15 protein-coding genes are annotated in these 14,597 nt (G+C 60.4%); 10 read left to right on the top strand and 5 right to left on the bottom strand.

Features of this window, described 5'->3' with window-relative positions:
- Window positions 1-133: 133 nt before the first annotated feature.
- From DQ393_RS21350 to DQ393_RS21375, 6 genes are all read left to right on the top strand, one after another.
- Complete coding sequence (locus DQ393_RS21350; RefSeq protein WP_112343711.1) at window positions 134-1,159, top strand: sugar ABC transporter substrate-binding protein; 1,026 nt, start codon at window positions 134-136, stop codon at window positions 1,157-1,159.
- A gap of 178 nt (window positions 1,160-1,337) precedes the next feature.
- Complete coding sequence (locus DQ393_RS21355; protein WP_112343712.1) at window positions 1,338-2,402, top strand: ABC transporter permease; 1,065 nt, start codon at window positions 1,338-1,340, stop codon at window positions 2,400-2,402.
- Window positions 2,378-3,187, top strand: a complete 810-nt coding sequence (locus tag DQ393_RS21360; RefSeq protein WP_181592399.1) for an ATP-binding cassette domain-containing protein — start codon at window positions 2,378-2,380, stop codon at window positions 3,185-3,187. Before DQ393_RS21355 ends, DQ393_RS21360 begins: the two co-directional genes overlap by 25 nt.
- Window positions 3,184-3,816 carry a nucleoside triphosphate hydrolase gene (locus DQ393_RS21365; RefSeq protein WP_112343713.1) on the top strand — a complete coding sequence of 211 codons (633 nt, stop codon included), beginning with the start codon at window positions 3,184-3,186 and terminating at the stop codon, window positions 3,814-3,816. Before DQ393_RS21360 ends, DQ393_RS21365 begins: the two co-directional genes overlap by 4 nt.
- A 142-nt stretch (window positions 3,817-3,958) precedes the next feature.
- Complete coding sequence (pyrC, locus tag DQ393_RS21370) at window positions 3,959-4,999, top strand: dihydroorotase (RefSeq protein ID WP_112343714.1); 1,041 nt, start codon at window positions 3,959-3,961, stop codon at window positions 4,997-4,999.
- Between the two features lie 198 nt (window positions 5,000-5,197).
- Window positions 5,198-6,349 carry a GGDEF domain-containing protein gene (locus DQ393_RS21375; protein ID WP_112343845.1) on the top strand — a complete coding sequence of 384 codons (1,152 nt, stop codon included), beginning with the start codon at window positions 5,198-5,200 and terminating at the stop codon, window positions 6,347-6,349.
- Between the two features lie 106 nt (window positions 6,350-6,455).
- Here the strand turns inward: DQ393_RS21375 and DQ393_RS21380 are convergent, their stop codons facing one another.
- The gene (locus DQ393_RS21380) at window positions 6,456-6,935 is read right to left on the bottom strand and encodes a DUF1772 domain-containing protein (RefSeq protein WP_112343715.1); all 480 of its coding nucleotides are present in this window, start codon (window positions 6,933-6,935) and stop codon (window positions 6,456-6,458) included.
- Entirely contained in the window at window positions 6,932-7,066 is a 135-nt protein-coding gene (locus DQ393_RS34130; protein WP_281024033.1) for a hypothetical protein, read from the bottom strand. Before DQ393_RS34130 ends, DQ393_RS21380 begins: the two co-directional genes overlap by 4 nt.
- A gap of 99 nt (window positions 7,067-7,165) precedes the next feature.
- On the opposite strand from DQ393_RS34130, the gene DQ393_RS21385 reads away from it, so the two are divergent.
- The 3 genes from DQ393_RS21385 (at window position 7,166) to DQ393_RS21395 (ending at window position 9,637) form a co-directional block, all read left to right on the top strand.
- On the top strand, window positions 7,166-7,816 hold the full coding sequence (locus tag DQ393_RS21385; protein ID WP_112343716.1) for a TetR/AcrR family transcriptional regulator: 651 nt from the start codon (window positions 7,166-7,168) through the stop codon (window positions 7,814-7,816).
- 124 nt (window positions 7,817-7,940) lie between these two features.
- Window positions 7,941-8,639, top strand: coding sequence for an orotate phosphoribosyltransferase (locus DQ393_RS21390; RefSeq protein ID WP_112343717.1), 699 nt, complete (start codon window positions 7,941-7,943; stop codon window positions 8,637-8,639).
- Between the two features lie 71 nt (window positions 8,640-8,710).
- Complete coding sequence (locus DQ393_RS21395; RefSeq protein ID WP_112343718.1) at window positions 8,711-9,637, top strand: carbohydrate kinase family protein; 927 nt, start codon at window positions 8,711-8,713, stop codon at window positions 9,635-9,637.
- A gap of 181 nt (window positions 9,638-9,818) precedes the next feature.
- Here DQ393_RS21395 and pgi read toward each other — a convergent pair whose 3' ends face one another.
- Window positions 9,819-11,444 (bottom strand): glucose-6-phosphate isomerase, encoded by a 1,626-nt coding sequence (pgi, locus tag DQ393_RS21400; protein ID WP_112343719.1) that lies wholly within the window; start codon window positions 11,442-11,444, stop codon window positions 9,819-9,821.
- Between the two features lie 172 nt (window positions 11,445-11,616).
- On the bottom strand, window positions 11,617-13,314 hold the full coding sequence (locus DQ393_RS21405) for a long-chain fatty acid--CoA ligase (protein ID WP_112343720.1): 1,698 nt from the start codon (window positions 13,312-13,314) through the stop codon (window positions 11,617-11,619).
- A gap of 350 nt (window positions 13,315-13,664) precedes the next feature.
- Between DQ393_RS21405 and DQ393_RS21410 the strand changes: the two genes are divergently transcribed.
- Window positions 13,665-14,057: a PRC-barrel domain-containing protein gene (locus DQ393_RS21410; protein ID WP_112343721.1), complete on the top strand. Its 393-nt coding sequence runs from the start codon at window positions 13,665-13,667 to the stop codon at window positions 14,055-14,057.
- A 60-nt stretch (window positions 14,058-14,117) separates the two neighbouring features.
- Here DQ393_RS21410 and DQ393_RS21415 read toward each other — a convergent pair whose 3' ends face one another.
- Complete coding sequence (locus DQ393_RS21415) at window positions 14,118-14,513, bottom strand: VOC family protein (RefSeq protein WP_112343722.1); 396 nt, start codon at window positions 14,511-14,513, stop codon at window positions 14,118-14,120.
- Between the last annotated feature and the right edge of the window lie 84 nt (window positions 14,514-14,597).

A 14,597-nucleotide genomic window follows, 5' to 3' on the forward strand; every position in this document is an offset into this window, starting at 1 on the left:
AGACGTTGAGGATGCGTACATGGCCTTGGAGGAGGTCCACCGAAAATAATCCGACAGGCATTGCGCATCTCCACGCCGGACTCGGCTCTGTGATTGCCGGACAGTCCGGCTTTTCAAACATCGGGAGGATTGAATGAAGAAATCTGTTATTTCCGCCACGCTCGCCGCTTTGGCGATCGGCGTTGCCTTTGCCGCACCTGCCAAGGCTGCCGGCGTATCCGCCTGCCTCATCACCAAGACCGATACCAATCCCTTCTTCGTCAAGATGAAGGAAGGCGCGACGGCCAAGGCCAAGGAACTCGGTGTGACGCTGAAGTCCTATGCCGGCAAGATCGACGGTGACAGCGAAAGCCAGGTCGCCGCCATCGAAAGCTGTATCGCCAGCGGCGCCAAGGGTATTCTGATCACCGCTTCCGACACGAAGGGCATCGTTTCCTCGGTCAAGAAGGCACGCGATGCCGGCTTGTTGGTCATCGCGCTCGACACGCCTCTGGAACCGGCTGACGCTGCCGACGCGACCTTCGCAACCGACAACCTTCTTGCCGGCAAGCTGATCGGCGAATGGGCCAACAAGACGCTGGGCGACAAGGCGAAGGATGCCAAGATCGGCTTCCTCGACCTGACGCCGTCGCAGCCTTCCGTCGACGTCCTGCGCGACCAGGGCTTCATGATCGGCTTCGGTATCGACCCGAAGGATCCGAACAAGATCGGCGACGAAACCGATCCGCGTATCGTCGGCCATGATGTCACCAACGGCAACGAGGAAGGTGGCCGCAAGGCCATGGAAAACCTCCTGCAGAAGGACTCCAGCATCAACGTCATTCACACGATCAACGAACCGGCTGCTGTCGGCGCCTATCAGGCCCTGAAGGCCGTCGGCTTGGAAAAGCAGGTTCTGATCGTGTCCGTTGACGGCGGTTGCCCGGGCGTCAAGTCCGTCAAGGAAGGCGTGATCGGCGCAACCTCGCAGCAGTATCCGCTGATGATGGCTGCCCTCGGCGTCGAGGCGATCAAGAAGTTCGCCGATAGCGGCGAGAAGCCGAAGCCGACCGAAGGCAAGTCCTTCTTCGACACCGGCGTCTCGCTGGTGACGGACAAGCCGGTTCCCGGCCTGAAGTCGATCGACACCAAGGAAGGCACGGCAAAGTGCTGGGGCTAAGCCCCCGCGAAATGTGATATAATCCCTTCGGGAGCCGCGTCATGCGCCTGCTGGCGCGGCTCTCCTTATAAGGGAGAGCAGACCATCGCAACAGTCACGTCGGCCGGGGTTCATCCTCTCGGCTGACCCTTAAACAGCCGGCGGTTTCCGCGCACGAGCGCGGTGGCGGAGGAATAATATGTCCGGAGCACAGGAATTCGAACGTGTTCTCGATGGCAGCGACAAGAACGTCGCGTCGTTCGAGCAGCACGATGTCTCTTTTCTCAAGCGTGTGCAGCACTTTCTGCATTCGACGCCGGCCGCTGTGCCGTTGATCGTATTGGTAATGGCGATCGTGATCTTCGGCATCGCGATCGGCGGGCGGTTCTTTTCCGCCTATACGCTGACGCTGATCCTGCAGCAGATCGCGATTGTCGGCATTCTCGGTGCTGCCCAGACGCTGGTCATCCTGACCGCCGGCATCGATCTGTCGATCGGCGTGATCATGGTCATTTCCTCTGTCGTCATGGGTAACGTCGCCGTCACTTACGGCCTGCCCGCGCCGATCGCCATCATCGCCGGCATGGCTGCCGGCGGCATCTGTGGGCTGCTCAACGGCTTCCTCGTCGCCAATATGAAGCTGCCGCCGTTCATCGTGACGCTCGGTACCTGGAATATCGTCATGGCGACGAATTTCATCTATTCCGCCAATGAAACCATCCGCGACACCGATGTCGATGAAAAGGCGCCGCTCCTGCATCTCTTCGCGATCAGCTTCCGGCTCGGCGGCGCGGTGCTGACCCTCGGCGTCATCGCCATGGTGCTGCTGGTGCTGGGCCTATGGTATATTCTCAATCACACCGCCTGGGGCCGGCATGTCTATGCTGTCGGCGATGATCCGGAGGCCGCGAAATTGTCGGGCATCCAGACCAAGAAGGTACTGCTCGCCGTCTATGGCGTTTCGGGACTGATCGCGGCCTTTGCCGCCTGGGTTTCGATTGGCCGCAACGGCTCGGTCTCACCGTCTTCGGCCGTGACGGACTTCAATCTTCAGGCGATTACCGCGACCGTGATCGGCGGCATCTCGCTCTTCGGCGGCCGTGGCTCGATCCTCGGCACGCTCTTCGGTGCCATGATCGTCGGCGTCGTCTCCATGGGCCTCAATATGCTCGGAGCCGATCCGCAGTGGAAAGTCCTCCTGACCGGCGTACTGATCATCGGCGCCGTCGCGATCGATCAATGGATCAGAAAGGTATCGGCATGACCACGACTGGCGAACCCATTCTCACCGCGCGTGGCCTCGTCAAGCGCTATGGACGCGTCACCGCGCTCGACAACGCCGATTTCGATCTCTATCCCGGCGAAATCCTTGCAGTCATCGGCGACAACGGCGCCGGAAAATCCTCGCTGATCAAGGCGATTTCCGGCGCGGTGACACCCGATGAAGGCGAGATCAAGCTGGAAGGCAAACCTGTTCATTTCAGGTCGCCGATGGAAGCGCGCGAAGCCGGCATCGAAACGGTCTACCAGAACCTGGCGCTGTCGCCGGCGCTCTCGATTGCCGACAACATGTTCCTCGGTCGCGAGATGCGCAAGCCCGGCTTCCTGGGCTCCGTCTTCCGCATGCTCGACCGGCCGGCGATGGAAAAGCGCGCCCGCGACAAGCTCAGCGAACTCGGCCTGATGACGATCCAGAACATCAACCAGGCGGTGGAAACACTCTCCGGCGGCCAGCGCCAGGGTGTCGCCGTGGCACGCGCCGCCGCCTTCGGTTCCAAGGTCGTCATCATGGATGAGCCGACGGCCGCACTCGGCGTCAAGGAAAGCCGCAAGGTTCTGGAACTCATCCTCGATGTGCGCGCCCGCGGCTTGCCGATCGTTCTGATCTCGCACAATATGCCGCATGTCTTCGAGGTCGCGGACCGTATCCATATCCATCGGCTTGGACGACGCCTGACCGTCATCAATCCGAAGGAATACACCATGTCCGACGCCGTTGCCTTCATGACCGGCGCCAAGGCTCCGCCGGTCGAGAATGTCGCTGCATGAGCGTCTCTCTTGACGATGTTGCCGGCGAGATCATCGCGCGCGCCGGCAACGCGAAACGCTTCCTGGTGGCGATCGCCGGCCCTCCCGGCGCCGGCAAATCGACGCTGGCCGACAATGTCGCCAAGGCTTTGAAGGCGAGGGGCGAAAGCGCCGAAGTCCTGCCGATGGACGGCTTCCACATGGATAACGCCGTCCTGATCGAGAAGGGACTTCTGAAGCGGAAGGGCGTGCCTGACAGTTTCGACGTGCGCGCCTTTCTCGATATCGTCAAGGCCGTGCGTACCGCCGACCAGGAGGTGCTGGTACCGGTCTTCGACCGCTCGCGCGAGCTTGCCATCGCCTCCGCCCGCATCGTCCCGGCCGATCACCGCTTCATCGTCGTCGAAGGAAACTACCTGCTGTTCAGCCAGGGCAAATGGGCGGAGCTGGAAGGCCTGTTCGACTATTCGATCATGCTTGCTCCACCCATGGAGGTGCTGGAAGAGCGGCTATGGGCGCGCTGGAGGGGCTACGATCTCGACGAAGAGGCGGCCAGCGCCAAGGTTTATGGCAACGATCTCCCGAATGGCCGGCTGATTCTGGAAAACCGCCGCCGCGCAGACGTTACCATCGATATCGTGCAGGATTGAGTTTCTCCATCATTTAACTGCGCTCGCGGATTGTTTTGCGGTGGCGGTTGGTGCTATCGAAGCGCACTATCAAAGAGCGCGATCCCGAAAGGGCGAGGCAGCTTTCGGGCTGGATGGCGCTCACATTCCAGAGGTCGCGCCCATGCAAAAGCTCACCATCCGCCGTCCCGACGACTGGCATCTGCATTTGCGTGACGGAGCCATGCTCGAAGGTGTGATCGGCGATACATCCAGGCATTTTGCCCGCGCCATCATCATGCCCAATCTCGTGCCGCCCGTCGTGACGACAGCGGACGCCGCTGCCTATCGCGAGCGTATCCTCAAAGCGCTGCCGGCGGGCGATCGTTTCCAGCCGCTGATGACGCTCTATCTGACAGAACATACCAGCCCCGATGACGTCGAGGAGGGCAGGAAGAGCGGCCTGATCACGGCGGTCAAGCTCTATCCGGCGGGCGCAACGACCAATTCCCACGGCGGCGTGCGCGATCTGAACAAGGCAATGCCGGTGCTGGAGCGCATGGCGAAGATCGGCCTGCCGCTCTGCGTCCATGGCGAGGTGACGACCCCGGAGGTCGATATTTTCGATCGCGAAGCCGTGTTCATCGAAACCGTGCTCGATCCGCTGCGCAAGCGACTGCCGGAATTGAAGGTCACGATGGAGCACGTGACCACGTCGGATGGCATCAACTATATCAAATCGGCGAAGGCAAACCTCGCCGGTTCGATCACGACGCATCATCTCATCATCAACCGCAACGCCATCCTCGTCGGCGGGATTCGCCCGCATTATTATTGCCTGCCGGTCGCCAAGCGCGAAAGTCATCGCCTGGCGCTGCGCGCGGCTGCAACGAGCGGCGATGCCAGGTTCTTCCTCGGCACGGATTCGGCTCCCCATGTCGATCCGTTGAAGGAGTGCGCCTGCGGTTGCGCCGGTATCTATACTTCGATCAATACTATGAGCTGCCTTGCCCATGTCTTCGAGCAGGAGGGTGCTCTGGAGAGGCTGGAAGCCTTCGCATCGCTGAACGGACCCGCCTGGTACGGGCTGCCTGTCAACGAGGACTGCATCACTCTGGTGCGTCGCCCCGAGGCCGTGACATTCCCGGCCAAGATCGAAACAGGCGCCGGTCCGGTCACCGTCTTCGATCCCATGTTCCCCCTGCATTGGGATGTCGAAGTTTGATTTAGATTTACATTATATAAGTAAATTCAAATTTACACGAAATATTGTAGTAACGCATCCGTATTTGCCGCGATATGGAACGTATATTTTACTGATATATATTTTCTTTATTATTTGCTGTAACCAATTTGATACCCCTTGAAGCCTAGCGTGTCATCGATCCCCCGCGGTAGAAAGTGAAACCGTCGAAAGAGCATGATGCTGGTTGATTATAATTCCCTACTTCTGGCTCTCGGCGTTTCCGCGTCCTGCCTCGCGGTCACACTGGTCGGAAGCTGGTTTTCCCGCCGGCCCGATACTTTTCTTCTGACGTGCTCCGCCGGCCTTGTGCCGCTCGTCGCCGGGATTTTCATCTACGGCGCCTATGTCGATCGGCCGCAACCGCTTCTTGCCATCCTGACTTTCGTGTTGTTTTTCATCGGTTTTGCGACCATTTGGATGGCGGGCCACCAGTTCCGCACGCGCCACCTCTCCAAAGCTCGCTTCGCTCTCGGCTGCCTGACCGGCATCTGCGCTTCGGTGGGACCTATGCTCGCCGGTTACGACGGGCTTGCCTTCATCGGCGACAATGTCGTCATCTGCGTCCTCCTGCTTCTGACGGCGCGTGAATATTGGCTGAGCCGGCGTGAAGCGCCCACGCCTCTTTACGGCATCACCGCGCTTTACATGCTGACCGCCATTTCCTTTGCCCTCTGCGCGGCTGTGTTGATCGCCGATGGCAAGCTCGTACTGGGTCATGCGCCGGACAATTGGGCGGAGGATGTCAGCCTTGCCGTCTGTATTGCCGGGATGACCGGGATCGGCGCATTGTCGCTTGCGCTGCACCAATGGCGCCAGGCCGCGTTCCACCGTCAGGAGGCGATCACCGATTCTCTGACCGGGCTGCTGAACCGCCGAGCCTTGTTCGATCTTCACGGCCACCGTAGCTTTGGCCCCTCCATGGCCGTCATCATCTTCGACATCGACCGTTTCAAGACCATCAACGATCAGCACGGCCACGCCACCGGGGATCTTGTGCTCAAGCTTTTCGGTCAGGAGCTCGCCTTCGGTTTGCGGCCTTCCGACACCGTGGCACGCCTGGGCGGCGAGGAATTTGCGCTCGTTCTCGACAATGCGCTGCCGGGGCGCGCGGAGCAGGTCGCAGAGCGGGTACGTGATGCCTTTGCGGCACGGGCGATCAGCATCGACGACAAGACCTTGGTCTGCACCGTCAGCGCCGGGGTAGCCACCGGCACAGTCAAGGGCCTGGGCTTCGACGACGTTCTCCGTGCCGCCGACAAGGCGCTCTACGAGGCCAAGCGCAACGGCCGCAACCGTGTCGAGGTTGCGGCCTATCTGCACGCCGTCTAAAGCAATTCCAGAAAAAGTGCGCAGCGGTTTTCCGTCCGGAGTTGCGTAAAAACAGAACGCTCTGATCGGTCATTTCCAGGGGCGTACGGCTGCTCTTCCGATGCATTCAGAACAGAGCTTTCACGAAGGCGCAGGCGGCCAATAGGGAAGCCACCGTGCGCACATGGTTCCACCAGACCCAGTCGCGGAGATAGGTCGACCATAGCTGTGCCGACTCTGCGGAATGGCCGTCGACCTTGTCGAGCGCGTCGTTCAGCGGCACATTGAACACCATCGTCGAAAGAAAGCTCGCGACGACATAGAGCGCCGCACCCGTCAGCATCATCATGCTGAGGCTGCCCCGCCAGTAGAGAATTGCCATCACCGCGATGAAGAGCGACAGCGCGGCCGTCAGCAGGAACAGCACGATGAAGGGCGAGCGCACGATTGTCGTGTTGATCGACTGCATGGCAGCGATCCCCTGATCGACTGGCAGACGGGCGAAGGCCTGCATGATGAAGGTCGAAAAAGCGAAATAGACGCCGGCGAGAAGGCCGCTGCTGAGTGCTGCGACGACGAGGGCGATATTCGTGATCGGAAAGGTCATGACTGGACACTCCAGATGCCGGTTGCGGCGGTTTGCCGGGCATAAGCGAAAAAATCTTCCGGTTGCCTGCCGAGGATCCGGCGGTCGGTTTTTCCCGATCCGCCAATGATGGCAATTGTCGAGATCTGCATTTCAAGCTCCTCCAGCACAAAATGTGATAAATTCTCTTATTTGCGAAATGTGATAAACTCTCTTATATTGCTTGTCAACAGTGACAGGCAGGGGAAGGCATGACGCAGGAACAGATCGCGAGACGCAGGCGCAGCAAGAATGAGGCGGGCACACCGCGTCGCATACCCAGCCAGCAGCGCGGCCGCGAACGGGTGGAACTGATCCTTTCGGTGGCATCCGAGTTGATTGCCGAGAACGGCAGCGACGCGCTGCGCATGGGCGAGATCGTCGAAAAGGCCGGTGTCTCCTTCGGCTCGCTCTATCAATATTTCCCCGACAAGACGGCGATCATCCGCGTGCTGGCCGAGCGTTTCAACGAGCAGGGCCGGCAATGCGTCGAAGACGAGCTGGCGGCAATCGAAAGTCGCGATCAGCTCCAGGAGGCCCTTGGGCGCATCGTCGATGGCTATTACGCGATGTTTCTCGATGAGCCGGTCATGCGCGACATCTGGCATGCCACCCATGCCGACAAACTGCTGCAGCAGGTCGACGCCGAGGATATGGAATGGCATTCGCAGGCATTTCTGACCGTTCTCGAGCGCCTCTGGCCCGAGCGCAACCAAGGTGAACTCGCAAGAACAGCCCGATTGACCATGCAGCTGGTCGCCGCCGCCGTCCGTTACGCGATTTCGATCGAACGGGAGGAAGGCGATAAGGTCATCGCGCTGTTCAAGGCGATGCTTCCCGCCGATCTCGGCGCACTGCAGTGATCCTTCCGGTCGCCTTTGCGAGCCGCAGCCGTGACGATATCAGTGAAAGCTTCTATTCGTCTGGAAACTCGGGCTGCTTGCTGCTATTGCCGCTGGAACATTAGCGCTGCGAAGGAGGCCTCGCATGACCCAGATGACTTTTACCGATCGCGCCGTCATGGCTGAGCTGGTGGCCAGGATGCTTTGGGAGATCAAGGCGGTCCATTTCAGCGCCGACAAGCCCTATAAGCTTGCCTCCGGCATGGCGAGCCCGGTCTATATCGACTGCCGCAAGCTGATCTCCTATCCGCGCATCCGCTCGACGGTCATGGATTTCGCCGCAAGCCTCATCGTGCGCAATGCCGGCTTCGAACAGTTCGATTGCGTTGCCGGTGGCGAGACGGCGGGCATTCCCTTCGCCGCCTTCCTGGCCGAGCGGCTGAACCTGCCGATGATCTATGTCCGCAAGCAGCCGAAGGGACATGGCCGCAACGCCCAGATCGAAGGCGATATGCGCGACCGCGCCCGCGTGCTCGTCATCGAGGACCTGACCACGGCCGGCGGCAGCATGTTCACCTTCATCGACGCCATCCGCGCGGCCGGCGGCATCGTCGACCACGGCATGGCGCTGTTCTATTACGGCATCTTCCCCGAAGCGGAAGAGCGCTTCGCCAATGGAAAAGTTCGCCTGCATCACATCGCCACCTGGCGCGACGTGCTCGCCGTCGCCAAGGAGCAGAAGCTGTTCGACGACAAGACGCTGGAGGAGGTCGAGGCCTTTCTCAATGCGCCGCTCGCCTGGTCCGGCCGGAACGGCGGTATTTCGGAGCTGCCCACAAACTGACGCTTTGCTTTTGCACTGAATCTATCTAATCGATTTATGGATACGACAGACGCGCTCTTTGGGAGGCCGGAATGATATTGTGCTGTGGCGAAGCTTTGATCGACATGCTGCCGCGGGAGACGACGCAGGGGGAGAAGGGCTTTGCTCCCTATGCCGGCGGCGCGATCTTCAACACTGCGATCGCGCTTGGCCGTCTCGGCGTTCCCACGGGCTTTTTTACCGGTCTCGCCGACGATATGATGGGCGATATCCTGCGTGAGACGCTGTCGGCCTCCAAGGTCGATTTCAGCTATTGCGCCATCACGCCCCGCCCGAGCACGATTGCCTTCGTCAAGCTCGTCAACGGCCAGGCGACCTATGCCTTCTATGATGAAGGCACGGCCGGTCGCATGATCACCGAGGCCGATCTTCCGGCGCTCGGCGACGATTGCGAAGCCCTGCATTTCGGCGCGATCAGCCTGATCCCCGACCCGTGCGGCGCGACCTATGAGGCGCTGATGAAGCGCGAGCACCAGAGCCGCGTGATCTCGCTCGATCCGAACATCCGCCCTGGCTTCATCAAGGACAAGGCCGCGCATATGGCGCGTCTCAATCGCATGGTCGCCATGTCCGATATCCTGAAGTTCTCCGATGAGGACCTGGCATGGTTCGGTATCCCTGGCGATCACGATGAACTCGCTGCGCATTGGCTGGCCAAGGGTGCAAAGCTCGTCGTCGTCACCAAGGGCGCGGAAGGCGCGACCGGCTATACCAAGTCGCTGAAGGTTTCGGTTCCGAGCGAGCGCGTCACCGTGGTCGACACGGTCGGCGCGGGCGACACCTTCGACGCCGGCATCCTGGCGTCGCTGAAGATGAACAACCTGCTGACCAAGGCGCAGGTGGCTTCGCTTGACGAAAAAGCCCTGCAAGATGCCCTCGGGCTCGGCGCCAAGGCGGCAGCGGTGACTGTGTCGCGCGCCGGCGCCAACCCGCCTTGGGCAAGTGAGATCGGACTTTAGTCGTTCATTTGTTCTGAAAGCTCGGAGAGTGCGCAATGCTTAAACCCTCCCCTTGAGGGGGAGGGTCGGCACGTAGTGCCGGGGTGGGGTGATCGCGGCAACCTCTGCAGCCACCCAATTGTCACCCCCACCCGCCGCTTCGCGGCGACCTCCCCCCTCAAGGGGGAGGTGAGACGAACGCTTACTTCGCGCGGCTTGCCAGCGCAGCCACGAGCCCTTGCGTCGAGGAATCGTGGCCGGCAGCGCTTTCCTTGCCTTCGATGACGGGCAGCAGGCCTGTTGCCAGTTCCTTGCCGAGTTCGACGCCCCACTGGTCGAAGGAATTGATGCGGAAGAGCACGCCTTCGACGAAGACGCGGTGCTCGTAAAGCGCGATCAGGCGGCCGAGCGCATAGGGCGTCAGCTTGTCGTAGACGAAGGTGATCGACGGACGGTTGCCGGTGAAGACGCGGTGCGGCGCGATGAAGTCGGCCTTCTTGTCGTCCATGCCCTTGGAGGTGAGCTGGGCCTTGGCTTCCTCGAAAGTGCGGCCCTTCATCAGTGCTTCCGACTGCGCCAGGCAATTGGCCATCAACAGCTGGTGCTGGTGGCGCAGGTTCGGTTCGAAGCCATTGGCGGCGATCATGAATTCGGCCGGAATGATGCTCGTGCCCTGGTGGATGAGCTGATAGAAGGCGTGCTGGCCGTTGGTGCCGGGTTCGCCCCAGACGACCGGGCCGGAATTGCCTTCGACCGGCGTGCCGTCGATGGTGACGCCCTTGCCGTTCGATTCCATATCCAGCTGCTGCAGATAGGCCGGGAAGCGCGAGAGGCGCTGGTCATAAGGCAGGATCGCGCGCGTCGGGTAGCCGAGCACGTTGCGGTGATAAAAGCCGATGAGGCCGAGCAGCATCGGCAGGTTTTCCTTGAAGGGCGCCTGGCGGAAATGGTTGTCCATCGCATGCGCGCCGTCGAGGAACTTGCCGAAGTTTTCCGGGCCGATGGCGATCATCAGCGGCAGGCCGATGGCTGACCAGATCGAGTAGCGACCGCCGACCCAATCCCAGAAGCCGAAGACGCGCTCGCTGTCGATACCGAAGGCGGCGACCTTGTCGAGCGCCGTCGAAACGGCGGCGAAGTGGTGCTGCACGGCGGCTTCGCCGAGCGCATCGGCGATGAACTTGCGTGCCGTCTGGGCGTTGGTCATCGTTTCGATGGTCGTGAAAGTCTTGGACGCGACGATGAACAGCGTCGTTTCGGGGGAAACGAGCTTCAGGATATCGGCGATATGGGCGCCGTCGATATTGGAGACGAAGTGCGAGCGCGGGCCGTCGTGGAAAGGCGCCAGCGCCAGCGTCGCCATGACCGGGCCGAGATCGGAGCCGCCGATGCCGATGTTGATGACGTCGGTGATCGCCTTGCCGGTGGAGCCCTTGAGTGCGCCCGAGCGGATGCCGTCGGCAAACTTGCCCATGGCGGCCAGCACGCCGTTGACGTCGGGCATGACATCCTTGCCGTCGACGAGTACCGGCTTGTTCGAGCGGTTGCGCAGCGCGGTATGCAGCACGGCGCGGTTTTCGGTGAAGTTGATGGCGACGCCCGAGAACATTTCCTCGCGCTTGGCCGCGATGCCGCCCTCGGCTGCGAGTTTCTCGAGCAGGGCGAGAATTTCGTCGTTCACCGCCGTCTTGGAATAATCCATCAGCAGGTCGTCGACCGAAGCGCTGAAACGGGAAAAGCGCTTGGGATCAGCGGCAAAGGCGGCGCGGATATCGGTGGCCTTCGTTGCCGATGCGGCGCTCTTCAGTTGATCGACGAGGGCGTTCATGGGGACTCCTTGCGGTTCGCGCCGCTTGCCGTCCGGAGAGGGCAGGGCACTCTGAGTTGGTCGCGGAAACTATTCCCTATGTAGGGCGTAAATCAAGTTCACGTATCGTCCAAAACGAAAAAAGCCGCTCGCCAAAAAGGGCGAGCGGCTTCCTGAATGGCATGGATTTATGTCAGCCGCGCAACTCCTTGCGCAGGATCTTGCCGACATTCGATTTCGGCAGTTCCGAGCGGAATTCGATGAAGCGCGGGCGCTTGTAATTGGTCAGATTGGCCGCGCAATGGGCCTTGACGTCGGCCTCTGTCAGGGCCGGGTCCTTCTTGACGATGAAGAGCTTCACCGCCTCGCCTGAATGCGGATCGACCACGCCGATCGCAGCGGCTTCCAGAACGCCCGGATGCATGGCAGCCACTTCCTCGATCTCGTTCGGATAGACGTTGAAGCCCGAGACCAGGATCATGTCCTTCTTGCGGTCGACGATCTTGGTATAACCGCGCTCGTCCATGAAGCCCATGTCGCCGCTTCGGAAGAAGCCGTCCAATGTCATCACGCGCGCGGTTTCGGCCGGCTGCTTCCAATAGCCGGCCATAACCTGCGGCCCGCGAATGCAGATCTCGCCAACTTCGCCGAGCGGCAGCGAATTGCCGTTCTCGTCGCGAATGTCGAAATCGGTGCCGGTGATCGGAAGGCCGATCGTGCCGGTGAATTCCGGGCTGTCGAAGCGATTGGCGCTTGCGACCGGCGATGTCTCGGACAGGCCGTAGCCTTCGGTGATCCAGGCTCCCGTCATTTTCTGCCAGCGCTCGGCGACCGGCCGCTGCACCGCCATGCCGCCGGCAAGCGTTGCCGTGTTGGAAAGATCGAGCTTGGCGAATTCGGGGTTGTTCATCAGCGCATTGAACAGCGTGTTCAGGCCGGGGAACATGTCGAACTTGTATTTGCCCAGTTCCTTGATGAAGGCCGGTATGTCGCGCGGGTTGGCGATGAGCACGTTATGACCACCGAGCGACATGCCCATCAGCGAATTCACCGTCAGCGCGAAGATGTGATAGAGCGGCAGCGCACAGACGAAGGTCAGCTGTTCCGGGCGCGGCTTGTTGATGTAGGCGGATTGCAGCCAGAGCAGCAATTGCAGCTGGTTGGCGAGCAGATTGGAGTGGGTGAGGATCGCGCCCTTGGCAACGCCTGTCGTACCGCCGGTATATTGCAGGAAGGCGATATCGCTGCCGGTCAGCTCGGAAGGCTTCAGCGGCAGGCGCGCGCCTTCGTCAAGAACGCTCCTGAAACTGCGGTGGCCGGGGATGGACCACGCCGGCACGAGCTTCTTCACCTTGCGCACGACGAAGTTGACGATATGGCCCTTGACGCCGAGCATGTCGCCAAGCGCGGTGACGACGACGTGGCGAACATCCGTATGCGCCAGCACCTGCTCCACCGTATGGGCGAAATTCTCCAGAACGAAGATCGCCTTGGCGCCGCAGTCGCGCAGCTGGTGTTCGAGTTCGCGCGGTGTATAGAGCGGATTGACGTTGACGACGACGAGGCCCGCGCGAAGAATGCCGTAAACTGCGATCGGATTTTGCAGCACGTTCGGCATCATGACGGCGACGCGGTCGCCCTTCTGAAGGCCGAGGCTCTGTAGCCATGCGGCAATCTTGCGCGTCTGCGTGTTGAGATCGCGATAGGTGACGGATTTGCCCATGCTGGTAAAGGCGAGCCGGTCGGCATAGCGCGCGCAGCTTTCCTCCAGCAGCTCGACGAGTGACGCATGCTCCAGCGGCGGCAATTCCGCCGGTACGATGTCCGGATAAGAGGCGAGCCATATTTTCTTGACCTGCGGTCTATCCGAAGGAGCGGAGACTGAATTCATGCGCACTTCCTCCTCTACGCATCATCACCACGCCCCGCCGTCCTCGGGCGGCGGTCATGTAAAGTGTCACCGCGCGATCGAAAAGTCTCCCGCTTTTCACATCGTCGCAGCCTTTGCTCTCAACTAAATTATTGGAGCATCATGGAAGCTACAATAACCTTGACGTAAACGTCAATAAACGTTCTGCGCTCACGTTTTTTTACAATCTTGAAAAAAGTACTGGAACTTTTATGACAACGGAGCGTTAATAGGCCCGTGGGTGTAAACCCATCGGAGCATCGTGCTGCCCCAAAGAGCAGATCGGACGCTCCACGATTTTATGTGACGCGTATCCAAAAGGAGGTGCGCATATGCATAAAGAGAGTGCCGAGATCTCGGGCCGTGACCTTTACATCAAGGACATGTCGATGCTGGTCGCCTGCGACCGCGTCGAGGGATCCAGGGTATTCGGCTCGGACGGTAAGCAGATTGGTCATATTGAACGCCTGATGCTCGAGAAAAGTGATGGACGCATCGCTTTCGTCATTTTGAGCTTCGGCGGCTTCTTCGGCATCGGCCAGGAGCACTACCGGCTGCCGTGGGAGAAGCTGCGCTACGATGCCCGCATCGACGGCTATCGCGTCAGCATGACCAAGAACGACATCGAAAAGGCATGCCGTTTCGCCGCCAAGGACGATCACGACCATAAGAATCATGGCCACAAGAGCCACGATTATTTTGGCGTGCCGCCGTATTGGATGTGAGCGCGCTGATAAAGCCGGTTCGGCAGGCCCCGCAGACGCGGGGTGCCGATATGCGTGGTTTTATTGAAACCGCCCATGCCTTTGCACCACTTCGATCTTGTAACCGTCAGGGTCGGTGACGAAGAAGAAGAGCGCAAAAAGCTTCCCATCCCGATTGAGTTCGACGATCTTGCCAGGGTTCAGCCCCAGCGCGGTCATCCGCGCATGTTCGTCTTTCAGCTCCGTGACCGAGACCGCGAGGTGACCGTAGGCCTCCCCCAATGGATAGGGCGCGGTGCGGCCCTGATTGATCGTCAATTCCAGTTCGAACCCGGTTTCAGCATTGCTGAGATAGATCAGCGTGAAGGTCTCGAAGGCGATCCGGTCGGCGGTCTTCAGGCCGAATGCCTTGTCGTAGAATTCGATCGAGCGCGCTTCGTCGAGCACGCGGATCATCGAATGAATCATCTTGGCCATCGGCGCCTCCATCGGTCTTTGGAAGATATAGCCAAAGCCAATGCCACCGCCGGGTTGTCAAGGCAAGCATGTCGCAAATCGCTC

Source organism: Martinezella tropici (assembly GCF_003287875.1).
Classification (GTDB): Bacteria; Pseudomonadota; Alphaproteobacteria; order Rhizobiales; family Rhizobiaceae; genus Rhizobium; species Rhizobium tropici_C.

Excerpts from the sequence above, each read along its gene's own strand:
- DQ393_RS21350 (WP_112343711.1), top strand. The coding sequence starts at position 134 with ATGAAGAAATCTGTTATTTCCGCCACGCTCGCCGCTTTGGCGATCGGC.
- DQ393_RS21355 (WP_112343712.1), top strand. The coding sequence starts at position 1,338 with ATGTCCGGAGCACAGGAATTCGAACGTGTTCTCGATGGCAGCGACAAG.
- DQ393_RS21360 (WP_181592399.1), top strand. The coding sequence starts at position 2,378 with ATGGATCAGAAAGGTATCGGCATGACCACGACTGGCGAACCCATTCTC.
- DQ393_RS21365 (WP_112343713.1), top strand. The coding sequence starts at position 3,184 with ATGAGCGTCTCTCTTGACGATGTTGCCGGCGAGATCATCGCGCGCGCC.
- pyrC (WP_112343714.1), top strand. The coding sequence starts at position 3,959 with ATGCAAAAGCTCACCATCCGCCGTCCCGACGACTGGCATCTGCATTTG.
- DQ393_RS21375 (WP_112343845.1), top strand. The coding sequence starts at position 5,198 with ATGCTGGTTGATTATAATTCCCTACTTCTGGCTCTCGGCGTTTCCGCG.
- DQ393_RS21380 (WP_112343715.1), bottom strand. The coding sequence starts at position 6,935 with ATGACCTTTCCGATCACGAATATCGCCCTCGTCGTCGCAGCACTCAGC.
- DQ393_RS34130 (WP_281024033.1), bottom strand. The coding sequence starts at position 7,066 with ATGCAGATCTCGACAATTGCCATCATTGGCGGATCGGGAAAAACCGAC.
- DQ393_RS21385 (WP_112343716.1), top strand. The coding sequence starts at position 7,166 with ATGACGCAGGAACAGATCGCGAGACGCAGGCGCAGCAAGAATGAGGCG.
- DQ393_RS21390 (WP_112343717.1), top strand. The coding sequence starts at position 7,941 with ATGACCCAGATGACTTTTACCGATCGCGCCGTCATGGCTGAGCTGGTG.
- DQ393_RS21395 (WP_112343718.1), top strand. The coding sequence starts at position 8,711 with ATGATATTGTGCTGTGGCGAAGCTTTGATCGACATGCTGCCGCGGGAG.
- pgi (WP_112343719.1), bottom strand. The coding sequence starts at position 11,444 with ATGAACGCCCTCGTCGATCAACTGAAGAGCGCCGCATCGGCAACGAAG.
- DQ393_RS21405 (WP_112343720.1), bottom strand. The coding sequence starts at position 13,314 with ATGAATTCAGTCTCCGCTCCTTCGGATAGACCGCAGGTCAAGAAAATA.
- DQ393_RS21410 (WP_112343721.1), top strand. The coding sequence starts at position 13,665 with ATGCATAAAGAGAGTGCCGAGATCTCGGGCCGTGACCTTTACATCAAG.
- DQ393_RS21415 (WP_112343722.1), bottom strand. The coding sequence starts at position 14,513 with ATGGCCAAGATGATTCATTCGATGATCCGCGTGCTCGACGAAGCGCGC.